This window comes from Donghicola tyrosinivorans, assembly GCF_003003355.1.
Lineage (GTDB): Bacteria > Pseudomonadota > Alphaproteobacteria > Rhodobacterales > Rhodobacteraceae > Donghicola > Donghicola tyrosinivorans.
This window is the reverse complement of record NZ_PVTQ01000011.1, coordinates 112,918-125,218: the sequence shown is the minus strand read 5'-3', so window position 1 is coordinate 125,218 and position 12,301 is coordinate 112,918. Positions and strand designations below refer to the sequence as shown.

At 60.9% G+C, this 12,301-nt stretch carries 13 protein-coding genes; 4 read left to right on the top strand and 9 right to left on the bottom strand.

Annotated elements, in window-relative coordinates; genetic code table 11:
• Nucleotide 1: 1 nt before the first annotated feature.
• Nucleotides 2-1,036: an L-idonate 5-dehydrogenase gene (locus CLV74_RS15360; RefSeq protein WP_106266475.1), complete on the bottom strand. Its 1,035-nt coding sequence runs from the start codon at nucleotides 1,034-1,036 to the stop codon at nucleotides 2-4.
• A 119-nt stretch (nucleotides 1,037-1,155) separates the two neighbouring features.
• Here CLV74_RS15360 and CLV74_RS15355 point away from each other — a divergent pair, with 119 nt between their 5' ends.
• Both CLV74_RS15355 and CLV74_RS15350 read left to right on the top strand, forming a co-directional pair.
• Complete coding sequence (locus CLV74_RS15355) at nucleotides 1,156-1,914, top strand: SDR family oxidoreductase (protein WP_106266473.1); 759 nt, start codon at nucleotides 1,156-1,158, stop codon at nucleotides 1,912-1,914.
• Nucleotides 1,915-1,947: 33 nt separating this feature from the next.
• Nucleotides 1,948-2,871 carry an NAD(P)-dependent oxidoreductase gene (locus CLV74_RS15350; RefSeq protein WP_106266471.1) on the top strand — a complete coding sequence of 308 codons (924 nt, stop codon included), beginning with the start codon at nucleotides 1,948-1,950 and terminating at the stop codon, nucleotides 2,869-2,871.
• Nucleotides 2,872-2,898: 27 nt separating this feature from the next.
• Here the strand turns inward: CLV74_RS15350 and CLV74_RS15345 are convergent, their stop codons facing one another.
• From CLV74_RS15345 to CLV74_RS15330, 4 genes are read right to left on the bottom strand one after another with little or no spacing between them, the layout of a single operon-like run.
• Nucleotides 2,899-3,594, bottom strand: a complete 696-nt coding sequence (locus CLV74_RS15345) for an RraA family protein (RefSeq protein WP_106266469.1) — start codon at nucleotides 3,592-3,594, stop codon at nucleotides 2,899-2,901.
• A 16-nt stretch (nucleotides 3,595-3,610) separates the two neighbouring features.
• Complete coding sequence (locus CLV74_RS15340) at nucleotides 3,611-3,931, bottom strand: AzlD domain-containing protein (protein WP_106266467.1); 321 nt, start codon at nucleotides 3,929-3,931, stop codon at nucleotides 3,611-3,613.
• The gene (locus CLV74_RS15335) at nucleotides 3,928-4,650 is read right to left on the bottom strand and encodes an AzlC family ABC transporter permease (RefSeq protein ID WP_106266465.1); all 723 of its coding nucleotides are present in this window, start codon (nucleotides 4,648-4,650) and stop codon (nucleotides 3,928-3,930) included. Before CLV74_RS15335 ends, CLV74_RS15340 begins: the two co-directional genes overlap by 4 nt.
• Nucleotides 4,647-5,123: a hypothetical protein gene (locus CLV74_RS15330; RefSeq protein ID WP_106266463.1), complete on the bottom strand. Its 477-nt coding sequence runs from the start codon at nucleotides 5,121-5,123 to the stop codon at nucleotides 4,647-4,649. The genes CLV74_RS15335 and CLV74_RS15330 overlap by 4 nt, the downstream gene beginning before the upstream one ends.
• A 145-nt stretch (nucleotides 5,124-5,268) precedes the next feature.
• On the opposite strand from CLV74_RS15330, the gene CLV74_RS15325 reads away from it, so the two are divergent.
• Nucleotides 5,269-7,050: an IlvD/Edd family dehydratase gene (locus tag CLV74_RS15325; protein ID WP_106266461.1), complete on the top strand. Its 1,782-nt coding sequence runs from the start codon at nucleotides 5,269-5,271 to the stop codon at nucleotides 7,048-7,050.
• Between the two features lie 29 nt (nucleotides 7,051-7,079).
• Nucleotides 7,080-7,817: an SDR family oxidoreductase gene (locus tag CLV74_RS15320; protein ID WP_106266459.1), complete on the top strand. Its 738-nt coding sequence runs from the start codon at nucleotides 7,080-7,082 to the stop codon at nucleotides 7,815-7,817.
• A 108-nt stretch (nucleotides 7,818-7,925) separates the two neighbouring features.
• Here CLV74_RS15320 and CLV74_RS15315 read toward each other — a convergent pair whose 3' ends face one another.
• Genes CLV74_RS15315 through CLV74_RS15300 form a run of 4 tightly spaced genes read right to left on the bottom strand, consistent with a single transcriptional unit; the run spans nucleotide 7,926 to nucleotide 12,118 of the window.
• Complete coding sequence (locus CLV74_RS15315) at nucleotides 7,926-8,810, bottom strand: DMT family transporter (protein WP_106266457.1); 885 nt, start codon at nucleotides 8,808-8,810, stop codon at nucleotides 7,926-7,928.
• Between the two features lie 11 nt (nucleotides 8,811-8,821).
• On the bottom strand, nucleotides 8,822-9,547 hold the full coding sequence (locus tag CLV74_RS15310; protein WP_106266455.1) for an SDR family oxidoreductase: 726 nt from the start codon (nucleotides 9,545-9,547) through the stop codon (nucleotides 8,822-8,824).
• A 25-nt stretch (nucleotides 9,548-9,572) separates the two neighbouring features.
• A complete protein-coding gene (locus CLV74_RS15305; RefSeq protein WP_106266453.1) occupies nucleotides 9,573-10,631 on the bottom strand; it encodes a Gfo/Idh/MocA family protein in 1,059 nt (352 codons plus the stop codon).
• A complete protein-coding gene (locus CLV74_RS15300; protein WP_106266451.1) occupies nucleotides 10,628-12,118 on the bottom strand; it encodes a UxaA family hydrolase in 1,491 nt (496 codons plus the stop codon). Before CLV74_RS15300 ends, CLV74_RS15305 begins: the two co-directional genes overlap by 4 nt.
• Nucleotides 12,119-12,301 lie beyond the last annotated feature (183 nt).

Sequence of the window (12,301 nt, the reverse complement as noted above, 5' to 3'; positions counted from 1 at the left end):
CTTACGCGCCGAAGGCCAGTTGGACCTTGATCGCCTGCGTGCGGTCGTTGGCGGTCTCAAATGCGGTCTGGAAATCGTCCAGCGCGAAATCATGGGTGATCAGGGGCTTCACATCGATCAGGCCAGCGGCCATCAGTTTGACCGCCACGGCGAATTCTTCGTGGAAGCGGAACGATCCGCGCAACTCCAGTTCTTTCGCTGTGATCTGCATCATCGGCAGGGGCATATCGCCCGACAGGCCAAGCTGCACGATCACGCCGCGGGGCCGCAGGGCAGGGATCGCGCCCGCCAAAGCCACCGCCGCGCCCGAGCATTCGAACAGCACGTCCAGCGTGCCTTTGCCGGTCTTGTAGGGGGCTAGCGCATCGGCATCTGTCATGGTGTTCAACACCACATCCGCGCCCACCTTTTTCGCCATCGCCAGTGAGTTGTCCGAGATGTCGGTTGCAATGATCTCAGCCGCGCCAGCACGGCGGGCGGCAAGAATGGTCAAAAGGCCGATGGGGCCACAGCCCGTCACCAACACCCGCGCACCCATCATCTGGCCCGCGCGGCGCACAGCGTGCAGACAGACCGACAGCGGCTCGGCCATGGCGGCCTCACCGGCGCTCAGGCCCGTGGCCACGTGGCACTGGCTGGCCATGACGGTGATCTCTTCGCGGAAGGCCCCTTGGATATGGGGGAAGGGCATGGCCGAGCCATAGAACCGCATGTTCAGGCATTCATTCGGCAGGCCGCGATGACATTCCACACAGTCTCCGCAAGGGCGGGACGGGGATACGGCCACCAGATCACCCACCTTTACGCCGGTCACATCTGCGCCGACCTCGGCCACATAGCCGGACACTTCATGGCCCAGAATCATGGGCTCTTTCAGGCGCACGGTGCCAAAGCCACCGTGGTTGAAATAATGCAGATCCGATCCGCAAATCCCGCCACGGGCCAGACGCACACGCACATCGCCGGATCCCAATGGATCAACGGCACACTCAGTCAGGCGCAGATCTTTTGCGCCATGGGCATAAATCGCTTTCACGGACGGTCTCCTCCCGAACCGTTGGCGACTTGCATCATCGCCAAAATGGTATACCATTTCAAAAAGGCGATTTTGGTAAGGTTTGTCAACCACCCAAGACCGCTGCCTATGGAGGATTCATGGAACTGTTTGATTTGAGCGGGCGGACGGCCCTGATTACGGGCTCGTCGATGGGGATCGGCTTTGCGCTGGCCAAGGGTTTGGCGGCGGCCGGGGCACGGATTGTCCTGAACGCCCGCAACCCCGATCGTCTGGATGAGGCCGCGAAAGAGCTGCGTAGCACTGGCGCGCAGGTGGACACGCTGATCTTTGACGTGACCGATGCGAAAGCGGTGAAAGAGGCAGTGGCCGCCTATGAAATGGGCCGCGGCATCGACATTCTGGTGAACAACGCCGGAATGCAGCACCGTACCCCGCTGGAAGAGTTTCCGGTGGATGCCTTTGATCGCCTAATGCGCACCAATGTGAACTCGGCCTTCTATGTGGGGCAGGCGGTGGCGCAGCATATGATCCCGCGTGGAAAAGGTAAGATCATCAACATCGCTTCGGTACAGTCGATGCTGGCCCGTCCGGGGATTGCGCCCTACACAGCCTCGAAAGGGGCGATCACCAACCTGACCAAGGGCATGGCAACCGATTGGGCCAAGCATGGTCTGAACTGCAACGCCATCGCGCCGGGCTACTTTGATACGCCCCTGAACGCGGCTTTGGTCGCGGACCCTGAATTCAGCGCATGGCTGGAAAAGCGCACCCCAGCAGGGCGCTGGGGCAAGGTCGAAGAGCTGGTCGGGGCCTGCATCTTCCTTGCGTCCGATGGCGCGTCCTTCGTGAACGGACATACTCTGTTCGTGGACGGGGGCATCACCGCAAGTCTGTAAAACACACACCGTCTTTACTGGGGAGGAAAAGACATGAGTGACAAACCGGTTATCGGTTTCATTGGCGTTGGCTACATGGGCCACGGCATGGCCAAGAACATCATCAAGAATGGCTACACGCTGTTCATCAAGGGCAACCGCAACCGTGCCCCTGTGGACAGCCTGACCGGCATGGGCGCGGCCGAGGTGGCCAGCGCCCGCGAGATGGCGGAAAAGTGCGATATCATCCACATCTGCCTGTCGAACTCGGCGCAAGTTGAGGCGATCTTTCGCGATGAAGACGGGATTCTGGCCGGTGCCCGCGAAGGGCTGATCGTGATCGAGACATCGACCGCCGATCCGACCTCGACCATGGCGCTGGCAGAGGAACTGGCGGCCAAGGGCGGCACGCTGGTGGATGCGCCTTTGGGACGAACCCCGAAAGAAGCGGAAGAGGGCAATCTGGACGCGATGGTCGGTGCCGATGACGCCACCTACGCCAAGGTTGAGCCGGTGATTCAATGTTGGGCAGGCAACATCACCCGCACGGGCGGCACCGGATCAGGTCACAAGATGAAGCTGCTGATGAACTTCATGGCGATGGGCTATGCGGCGCTTTATTCCGAGGCCACCGTGCTTGGCGCCAAGGTCGGTATCTCGCCGCAGATCGTACGGCAGGTGATCGGCTCTAGCCGGCTAGGAAACGGGTTCTTCGACACCTTTATGAAGTACACCGTGGATCGCGATCGCAATGCGCATCTGTTCACGATCACCAACGCCTCGAAAGACGTGCGCTATGCCAACAACATGGCCTCAGATGCAGGTGTGGTGGGGATCATGGCGGCGGCGGTCAAGCAGTACTACACCCATGCCGAGGCCATCGGGCGCGGCGGTGATTATGTGCCCATGCTTGGCGATATCGTGGCCGAGATGAACGGCATGAACATGGCCGAAGAAGTGAAAAAGGGGCAGGGCTAACCCGCCCCCCTGAGCCGATGGCAGGGCTTAGTCGATCCAGATGGCCTTGCCCTCGGCCACCATTGCATCAAGGTCGAAGAAGGTCTTTGCGCCGCCTTTGACCTTGGCCTCAAAGGCCGCTTCGGCGGCTTTGACTGCTTCCAAAGCTTTGATGGTTTCGTTGATCTTGGCGTGGGGAATGACCACAACGCCGCTGCGGTCTGCCACGATGATATCGCCGCTGGCCACGCGCTGACCGCCAATTACAGCCGCATCGCCCACTGCGCCCGGCCCTTTGGAATAGGGCGAATTCGGGTTGAGGCCCGTGCACCACGCAGGCAGGCCGACCTCTTCGATGCCTTCGACATCGCGCATGGGGCCGTCAGTGACAAAGGCGGTGACGCCGTTGTTCTTCATCATCCCAAGGATCAGGTCGCCACAAGCGGATGTTCCCTGATAGCCATGGACAGCCGACAGCAGAATGTCACCTTCCTGAACCAATGACAGAGCCGCCATTGTGGCAAGGATTTCGGCCGGGCCATTGTCAGCCACGACAGCAGTGCCAACGACGGGACCGCTGGTGGTTGCCGCGCCGATGGGGGCGATGGCAGTGTCCAGCGAGCCTGCACCATTCATCGCGTCACAGACAAAACCCGTGGGAACGCCGCGAAACGCCTCGATCTGGGCGGCGGTGGGGCGGGGGAAACCGCGGCGGATGCGCAGGATGGGCGGTTCTTCAAGCATGTGTTCGGCCTTTCAATCAGAAGAAAAAGCGGAGGGCGTAAAATGTACCCATGCCCGCAATGATGGAGAAAATGACGTTCACCCGTAGCCCCACCAGCAAGGCGGCAAGGGCAGCGGTCAGGCGGATCGGATCGATCTGCCCTTCGGTGGCTGGCGGCCAGACCACCAGCGGTGTGAAGATGGCAGGAAACACCGCAACGCCCACATAACGCAGGTGCAGCAGCGCCCATTCGGGCATCTTTTTGCCGCCGAAAATCCCGAGGAACGAGAAGCGGATCAGAAAGGTGCCGATCCCCAGAAGGATGGTCAGAACCCAGAAATCCAGATCGGAAATCATGCCGCCCCCTTCGCCGCGCGGCGACGCAGGTAAAGTTCTGTCTGTGCGCCGCTGATCATTGCCAGTGTTGCGGCGACCATGATGCCAAGGTTCCACGGCACCCACGCAAAGCACAGGATCGCCACGCCCGATACCAGCGCCGCCACATAGTGCGGCACCGACCGCAGCAGCGGGCCGGTCAAAGCTATGAAACAGATAGGCAGGGCGAAATCCAACGACAGCGAGGCCGGAATGGCCTGTCCCACATAGGCACCCACGAATGTAAAGCCGTACCAGAACGGGCAGATCAGCATCATGCAGCCAAAGTAATAAGCCACCTTGGCGGCGGGCTGCATGTCGGGGCGCTCTTCATAAGTTTTTACGCAGACGGCAAAGGCCTGATCCACCATGAGATAGGCCATCAATGCCCGCACGCTGAACCGTGCATGGCCGATGTGCGGGACAAGGGCTGCCGAATACATCGCCATCCGCAGGTTCACCGCCAAAGCGGTCAGCAGGGCGATGAACACCGGTGCATTGTCTTGCAGCAGCGCCAGTGCTGTGAACTGCGCAGCCCCTGCGATCACCAAAATGGTCATCGACATGGTCTGGAACAGATCCAGTCCCGCATCCCGCGCCACCACTCCGAACAGCATTGAATAGGGGATCACGATCAGGATGAAGGGCGCACAGTCCAGATAGCCGCGCCAGAAGGCTCTTCGCGCGGTCAGTTCTGTCATTTCAGCGAACGCGAACGCCAGACCAGCCGCACATAGGCCAGACCTGAGGCAGTGGACTCGCAGCCAGCCTTCTGGCGCAGGATCAGCTCACCGCTTTGGTCGGAAAGGCGGTTCAACTCTTCCATCCGGTCGCATTGTAGCAGGCTGGAGAGGATATCGTACTTCACCTCGATTCCCGCGATGGACATGATTTTGTCGTCGGCTTTTGCCTTCAGCGCGTCCATTTGTGCGGCAATGCCTGCGCCCCAATCCTCACGCGCTTTGGTAAAGCACAGGGCCGAGGCCGAGTGCATATCCTCGGGCATGGTGCCACAGGTCTGATGGGCCTGATCCACGCATTCGTTGGGGTTTGTACCTGCTGTGAACGCTTGTTCCAGACAGGTGTCCACTGCCTCGATCGAGACCTCGGCAGTTGCCGGTGTCATGAAGGCAGCAAGGCATACGGCGCAGACCGCGCCCATGCGAAAAGTCATAAGTATCCTCCCTTGCGAGTGGCCTCGCAGATTCTGGTATACCAAAATTATCTTGCACTTGGTATACCAAATGAGTTTTGTTGAAGAACCGCCGCCCCGCAACGGGATTCGCAGGGGCGGGGGGATTTTCTTGGGAGGGGAAATTATGTCTAATACCCGTGCGAACAAGCAGTTCCGCTCGCAAGAGTGGTTCGATAACCCGAATAATCCGGGCATGACTGCGCTGTATCTTGAGCGTTACCTGAACCAGGAATACACCCGCGAAGAGCTGCAAGGTGGCAAGCCGATCATCGGTATTGCGAACACCGGCTCGGATATTGCGCCGTGCAACAAGATCCACGTTTTCCTGATGGACCGTATCAAGGCCGGCATCCGTGCCGCTGGCGGCGTGCCGATGGAATTCCCCGTGCATCCCATTCAGGAAACCGGCAAGCGCCCGACCGCTGCGCTGGACCGCAACCTTGCCTATCTGGGGCTGGTCGAGGTTCTGCACGGCTACCCGATTGACGGCGTCGTGCTGACCACCGGTTGCGACAAGACCACCCCCGCCATGCTGATGGGCGCGGCCACGGCTGACCTGCCCGCGATTGCCCTGAACGGCGGTCCCATGCTGGACGGCTGGTGGAAAGGCAAGCGGTCTGGCTCTGGCACCATCGTCTGGGAAAGCCGCCGTCTGCTGTCCGAAGGCGAGATTGACTATGACGAATTCATCAGCCGTGTGTGTTCTTCCGCGCCCTCTCTTGGGCATTGCAACACCATGGGCACCGCGTCGACCATGAACGCTATGGCCGAGGCTCTTGGCATGTCGCTGACCGGTAACTCGGCCATTCCTGCGCCCTTCCGCGAGCGGATGGAGATGGCTTATCAGACCGGTAAACGGATCGTTGAGATGGTCTATGAGGACCTTAAGCCCTCTGACATCCTGACCCATGAAGCCTTTGAAAACGCAATCAAAACCAACAGCGCGATTGGCGGTTCAACGAACGCCCCGCCGCACCTTCAGGCGATTGCCCGTCACGCTGGCGTCGAGCTGGATGTGAAGGACTGGCAGACCGTCGGGTTCGAAATCCCGCTGATGGTCAACATGCAGCCTGCTGGTGAATATCTGGGCGAAAGCTTCTTCCGTGCAGGCGGCGTTCCCGCCGTGATGGCCGAACTGAAAAAGGCTGGTCACATCCACGAAGGCGCAATGACTGCTACTGGTAAGACCATGGGCGCGAACCTTGAAGGTCTGGGCTCTGAGGATCAGAAGGTCATCACCACTTATGACGCGCCGCTGCGCAAGAACGCTGGCTTCAAGGTGCTGTCGGGCAACCTCTTTGATAGTGCGCTGATGAAGACCTCGGTGATCTCGGCGGACTTCCAGAAGCGCTTTCTGTCCCATCCCGGTGACGAGGGCGTGCATGAAGCGCGGGCCATCGTTTTTGAAGGCCCCGAAGATTATCACGATCGCATCAATGATGCCTCGCTGAACATCGATGAGAAATGCATCCTGTTCATCCGTGGTGTGGGCTGCGTGGGCTATCCGGGCAGCGCCGAAGTCGTCAACATGCAGCCGCCAGATGCTCTGCTGAAGCAGGGGATCAACCACCTGCCCACCGTGGGCGATGGTCGCCAGTCGGGGACTTCGGAAAGCCCGTCGATCCTGAACGCCTCGCCTGAATCGGTTGTGGGCGGCGGTCTGGCCTACCTGAAGACCGGTGACATGGTGCGTCTGGACCTGAACAACTCGACCATGAACGCCCTTGTGGATGAGGCCGAGTGGCAGGCGCGGATTGATGCTTGGGAAGCCCCCGAGATCAAGCACCAGACCCCGTGGCAAGAGATCTACCGCACCCACGTGGGGCAGCTCGACAAGGGGGGCTGTCTGGAACTGGCAACCGCTTATCAGAAAGTGTGTAAGGACCTGCCGCGCGACAACCACTGACGCGCGGCCTCTTAGGGGGAGAAGAGCATTTGTCCAAATCTATCATCATCACCGGCGCGGCTCGCGGCATCGGCAAAACCTGCGCCGAGCATTTTCTGGCTAACGGCTGGAAGGTCGGCATTGTTGGTCGCACGCCTGAAAGCGTTCAGGCTATGGCAGACAGCCATGAGAATGCGCTGGCACTGCCTTGCGATGTGACCGACGAGGCGCAGGTTGACGCGGCCTTTGACAAGGCTTTGGCCACATGGGGCCGGATCGACGCGCTGTTCAACAATGCCGGTGTGGCCCTGAAAGGGACCACCATCGACGAGGTGGACGTGAAAGCGTGGCGCAACCTGATCGACATCAACGTGACGGGCAGCTTTATCTGTGCCCGCGCTGCCTTTGCGCGGATGAAGGCACAGGCCCCCCAAGGGGGCCGGATTATCAACAACGGTTCGGTCTCGGCCTATGTGCCACGTTGGGGCTCGGCGCCTTATTCCGCCTCCAAACACGCGATCACTGGCCTGACGCGCAGCATCTCGCTGGACGGGCGGCCCTATAGCATCGCGTGCGGACAGATCGACATCGGCAACGCCCTGACCGACATGGCGCAGGCCATGACTCAAGGGGTGCCGCAGGCGGATGGATCAATGGCGGTCGAGCCTGTGATGGACGTCAAACACGTCGCAAGCTCGCTGCTGCATATGGCCGAACTGCCGCTGGATGCGAACGTGCAGTTCATGACCGTGATGGCAACAAACATGCCCTATATCGGGCGCGGTTAACCATTCGTTAACCAATTTCGTGCTTCCTGTTGGGTGTAAACCCGGACGACTAGAGCCCGCCAGCATTGTCTGGCGGGTCTTTTTTTGTCCAAGTGTGGAAGAGGGGGATCAGCCTTTGATCTTGCGCTCGCGCTGCCAGATATAAAGGCCGGAGGCGATGATGATCGCGCCGCCCCCAAGGGTCCAGACCGTGGGCCATGTGTCAAAGACCAGAATGCCCGCAAGGGTGGCCATAAAGACCTGCACATAGACCACAGGGGCCAGCAAGGACGCATCCGCCCACCGGTGCGCGATGGTTGCGATGGCGTGACCCGTAAAGCCGAAGAACCCGATAAAGCAGAAGACCAGCCACGCTTGCAGGGTGTCCGGCCAGATCCAGTTCTGCAAGGCAAACGGGGCCAAAGCTGCCATGGCGACGCCGCTGGACCAGATTTGCTGGGTGGCGTTCGCCTCGACCCCCGCCAGAAGGCGCGTCATGATGAAATAGAGCGAGGCACAGAAGAGGCCTGCGATGCTGAAGAACATCGCTGGATGGAACGCCGCGCCCCAAGGCTGCATCACCACCAGAACGCCGCTAAAGCCCACACAGATGGCGATGATCCGGCGCATACCAACCTTCTCGCCTAGGATCGGGATGGCAAGGATGCTGGTCACGATGGGACCGGCGAAGAAGATTGTCGTGGTGACGGTGATTGGCAGGTATCTGAGTGCCATGAAATTCATGACGGTCGATCCCAGCAGAAAGGCCGAGCGCAGGATCTGTTTCGCGGGCGCATTCGACACCAGCGCGCTGCGCCCCTCACGGGGGAGGTAGAACAGGGACGCCAGAATGAAGTGCCCCGCATAGCGCGCAAAGACCACCTGTAGCGTGGGCAATCCGAACAGGATCAGCCATTTGGCCGAGGTATCGATGCAGGTAAAGAACCCGACCGCCAGCGCCATTAGTAAGAGGCCAGCGGTAGAGCGTTCCTCGCGGGGTTTCGACGTGCCCATCGGGCCTCCTTTTAGGCGGCGGCCCATCCGCCGTCGATGATGTGGGCTTGGCCGGTGGTAAAGGCGCTTTCGTCCGAGCCAAGGTAAACCGCCAGATGGGCGATTTCATCGGCGGTGCCAATGCGACCCATGGGCTGGCGGGCCTCAAAGGCTTTGCGGGCCTCTTCATAGTCACCCATCGCACGCAGGCGGTCGTGCAGCGAAGGGCTGTCTACGGTGCCGGGGCAGATGCAGTTACAGCGGATGCCTTGTTTGACGAAGTCCACCGCGACCGATTTTGTCAGGCCGATAACAGCCGCTTTCGATGCCCCGTAGATGCAGCGGTTCGGCGCGGCGATGATGCTGCTGGCGACCGAGGCGATATTCACGATGGCCCCGCCACCACGGGCGATCATGCCGGGCAGGGCGGCCTGCATGGTGTGGAACTGGGCGCGGACGTTCAGGTTGAAGGCAAAGTCGAACTCGTCATCTTTGGCTTCCAGAATGGTGCCACCGTGAACGAAGCCTGCGCAGTTCACCAGAATATCGGGCGCGGCCTCTTCGATGGCGGCGGTCAGCGCGGCCTTGTCGGTCACGTCCAGCGCCATGGTCTTGGCCACATCCAGACCGTCCAGCAAGTCTGCCTTCAGATCGGTGGCGGTGACGATGGCCCCTTCGCGGGCGTAGTGTTCGGCAATGGCGCGGCCGATGCCTTGGCCTGCTGCGGTGATGAATGCCTTTTTTCCCTGCAAACGCATGGTGTTATCTCCGTCTTTTGGCGCGTTATGCGCCCGTGTAATCTTGTGGCACTTCGCCTGCGGCGACGGGCTGTCCCGTTGCGCCGGAAAGCTTGGCGGCCAATGTCATTTCCAGTGCTGCCCGCCCGTCTTGCAGGGTGCACAGCACGTCATCTGATACCCCGTTCACCGCGGCGGCAAAGCGTTCGATCTGCGCCAGAAGCGGATCGATCTTGGCAAAGCTCTGGCCCTCATGGCGGCGCAGGGGCTTGGACCATTCGATTTCACCGGAGTCGCTGCGACCCCAGCGGGTCAGGGACGGGAAGGCAACCGCGCCTTCGGTGCCGATGATGCGCACATAATCCTCGCCCGAGGCGGCGATGGCGGGGTTTTCACCTGTCGCGCCCTCAAACGCCCAAGGTGAGGCGCCCGCGTCCGACATCAGGAACTGGCCCAAAGCGCCGCTGGCAAAGCGCAGGTTGATGGCGGCGGTATCCTCGACCGCCAAGCCGCGCTGCGCGTTCGAGACCATGGCCTGCACACTGGCAATCTCGCTGACCATAAAGCGGATGAGGTCCAATTCGTGGCTGAGGTTGGTCATCATCACGCCTGCACCCGGTTGGCAGCGCCACGGCGTGTCGTAATAGGTGTTGTGCTTGCGCAGGGACCACAGGCCCTGCACGGCGACGATATCCCCGATCTGCGCCAGTTCCTGACGAACGGCGACGCTGAACGGGTGGCAGCGGCGATGGTGGCCGCAAAAGAGGGGCGCATCGCCCGCCGCGGCGATCAGGGCATCGCTTTCGCCCACAGTGCCGGTCAGGGGCTTTTCAATGATCCCCGCCCAACCTTTGCCAAGGATCTGCAGGCCGCTTTCGTGGTGCAATTGGGTGGGCGTGGCCGAGATCGCCGCGCAGGTTTCACTTGGTGCATCGTCGATGCTGGCCACCGCATTCAGGCCCATTTGCTGCAACTCTGCACGGCGGGGGGCGTGGGGTTCGACCACGCAAGTCAGCGCGATTTGCTCGGACTTGGTGGCGACCTCCACATGGCGCATCCCGATGGAACCGCCGCCGATCACGCAAAGAGGAAGCTGTGCCGTCACATCACGGCTCCGACTTGCCAGGGGACGAATTCGTAATCACCAAGGCCCTGAGCCTCGGATTTCGACTGCTCGCCCGATGCCATGCGCAGCCACATCTCATAAATCTCGCGGCCGACCTGTTCGACGGTCGTGCCGTCGCTGATAATGGTGCCGGCGTTAATGTCCATGTCTTCGTGCAGACGGCTGTACATCTCGGTGTTGGTGGCGACCTTCATGGAAGGGCTAGGCTTCGCCCCGAAGGCCGAGCCGCGTCCGGTGGTGAAACACACAAGATTACAACCACTTGCGATCTGGCCGGTGACCGAGGCGGGATCGTAGCCGGGGCTGTCCATAAAGGTGAAGCCCTTGGCGGTCACGGGTTCTGCGTATTTGTAGACGCCATTCAGCGGGGTGGTGCCGCCTTTGGCTGCCGCGCCCAAGGATTTCTCAAGGATGGTGGTCAGTCCGCCCTTTTTGTTGCCGGGGCTGGGGTTGTTGTCCATGCTGCCGCCGTTGCGTTCAGTGTAGCCTTCCCACCAGTGGATCAGGTCGATCAGCTTGTCGCCGATCTGGCGGTTGGCGGCGCGGGCGGTCAGCAGGTGTTCTGCCCCATAGATTTCAGGAGTTTCAGCAAGAACGCCGGTGCCGCCTTGGGCGACCAGCAGATCACAGGCGTAACCGACGGCGGGGTTGGCGGTGATGCCGGACCAAGCGTCCGATCCGCCGCATTGCAGGGCCACCATCAGCTCGGACGCGGGGCATTCCTGGCGGGTGGCTTTGTTGACCTCTGGCAGCATGGCGGTGATCTTCTGAATACCCAGTTCCACGGTGCGGCGCAGGCCGCCAACGTCTTGAATATTCATGGTTTGGAAGAGGGGACCGGGGGTGAGGCCGTAGGCCTCGATCAGCCAGTCGATCTGCATCATCTCGCAGCCCAGACCTGCCATCAGAACGCCGCCCACGTTGGGGTTGCGGGCGTAGCCCCAAAGGGTGCGCTGCAAGAGCTCAAACCCCGTACCGTCGCCGCCCATAGCGCAGCCGGTGCCGTGGACAAAGGCGACCACGCCGTCTACGTTGGGATAGGCGGCCAGTTTGTCGTCGGTAAAGTGCTGCGCGATCATCCGCGCCGCCGTGGCCGAGCAGTTCACCGAGGTCAGAACCGCGATGTAGTTCCGTGTGCCCACGCGTCCCGTTGCGCGGCGGTAGCCCATGAAAGTATCAATCTTTTCAGACGGTTCCACGGGGCGCAGGTTGGTTCCGAACTCATAGGCCATGTCCACATTGCGGAACTCAAGGTTATGGGTGTGGACGTGGCTGCCCTTGGCGATGTCCTCGGCGGCGTAGCCGATCAGCTGCGCGTATTTCAGGACCGGCGCGCCTTTGGCGATGTCCTGCGTGGCCATCTTGTGGCCGCGGGGAATGGGCTGGATGGCACCTTCCTGACCCACTTCCAGAGGGGCTTTGGCGGTGACGACATTGTCTGCTTCCGAGAGGCGGACGGTCTTCATGGCGGTCTCCAAATCGCGGGAGTCTGGGAGGCGCAAACGGTCGAAAAATCAGGGTCTGGTTCGCGTCTGGCAGACGTATGGCAAAGGTATGTACGTTGGCCTGTTTCGGGCCGGTGCCCCGGATCGCCGTAAAAGGCATCGGACGGGGCGGAAATGGGTCCGGCAGAACCGCTGCCGGTCGGT

Coding starts and splice junctions, on each gene's coding strand:
- CLV74_RS15355 (WP_106266473.1), top strand. CDS start 1,156: ATGGAACTGTTTGATTTGAGCGGGCGGACGGCCCTGATTACGGGCTCG.
- CLV74_RS15350 (WP_106266471.1), top strand. CDS start 1,948: ATGAGTGACAAACCGGTTATCGGTTTCATTGGCGTTGGCTACATGGGC.
- CLV74_RS15345 (WP_106266469.1), bottom strand. CDS start 3,594: ATGCTTGAAGAACCGCCCATCCTGCGCATCCGCCGCGGTTTCCCCCGC.
- CLV74_RS15340 (WP_106266467.1), bottom strand. CDS start 3,931: ATGATTTCCGATCTGGATTTCTGGGTTCTGACCATCCTTCTGGGGATC.
- CLV74_RS15335 (WP_106266465.1), bottom strand. CDS start 4,650: ATGACAGAACTGACCGCGCGAAGAGCCTTCTGGCGCGGCTATCTGGAC.
- CLV74_RS15330 (WP_106266463.1), bottom strand. CDS start 5,123: ATGACTTTTCGCATGGGCGCGGTCTGCGCCGTATGCCTTGCTGCCTTC.
- CLV74_RS15325 (WP_106266461.1), top strand. CDS start 5,269: ATGTCTAATACCCGTGCGAACAAGCAGTTCCGCTCGCAAGAGTGGTTC.
- CLV74_RS15315 (WP_106266457.1), bottom strand. CDS start 8,810: ATGGGCACGTCGAAACCCCGCGAGGAACGCTCTACCGCTGGCCTCTTA.
- CLV74_RS15310 (WP_106266455.1), bottom strand. CDS start 9,547: ATGCGTTTGCAGGGAAAAAAGGCATTCATCACCGCAGCAGGCCAAGGC.
- CLV74_RS15300 (WP_106266451.1), bottom strand. CDS start 12,118: ATGAAGACCGTCCGCCTCTCGGAAGCAGACAATGTCGTCACCGCCAAA.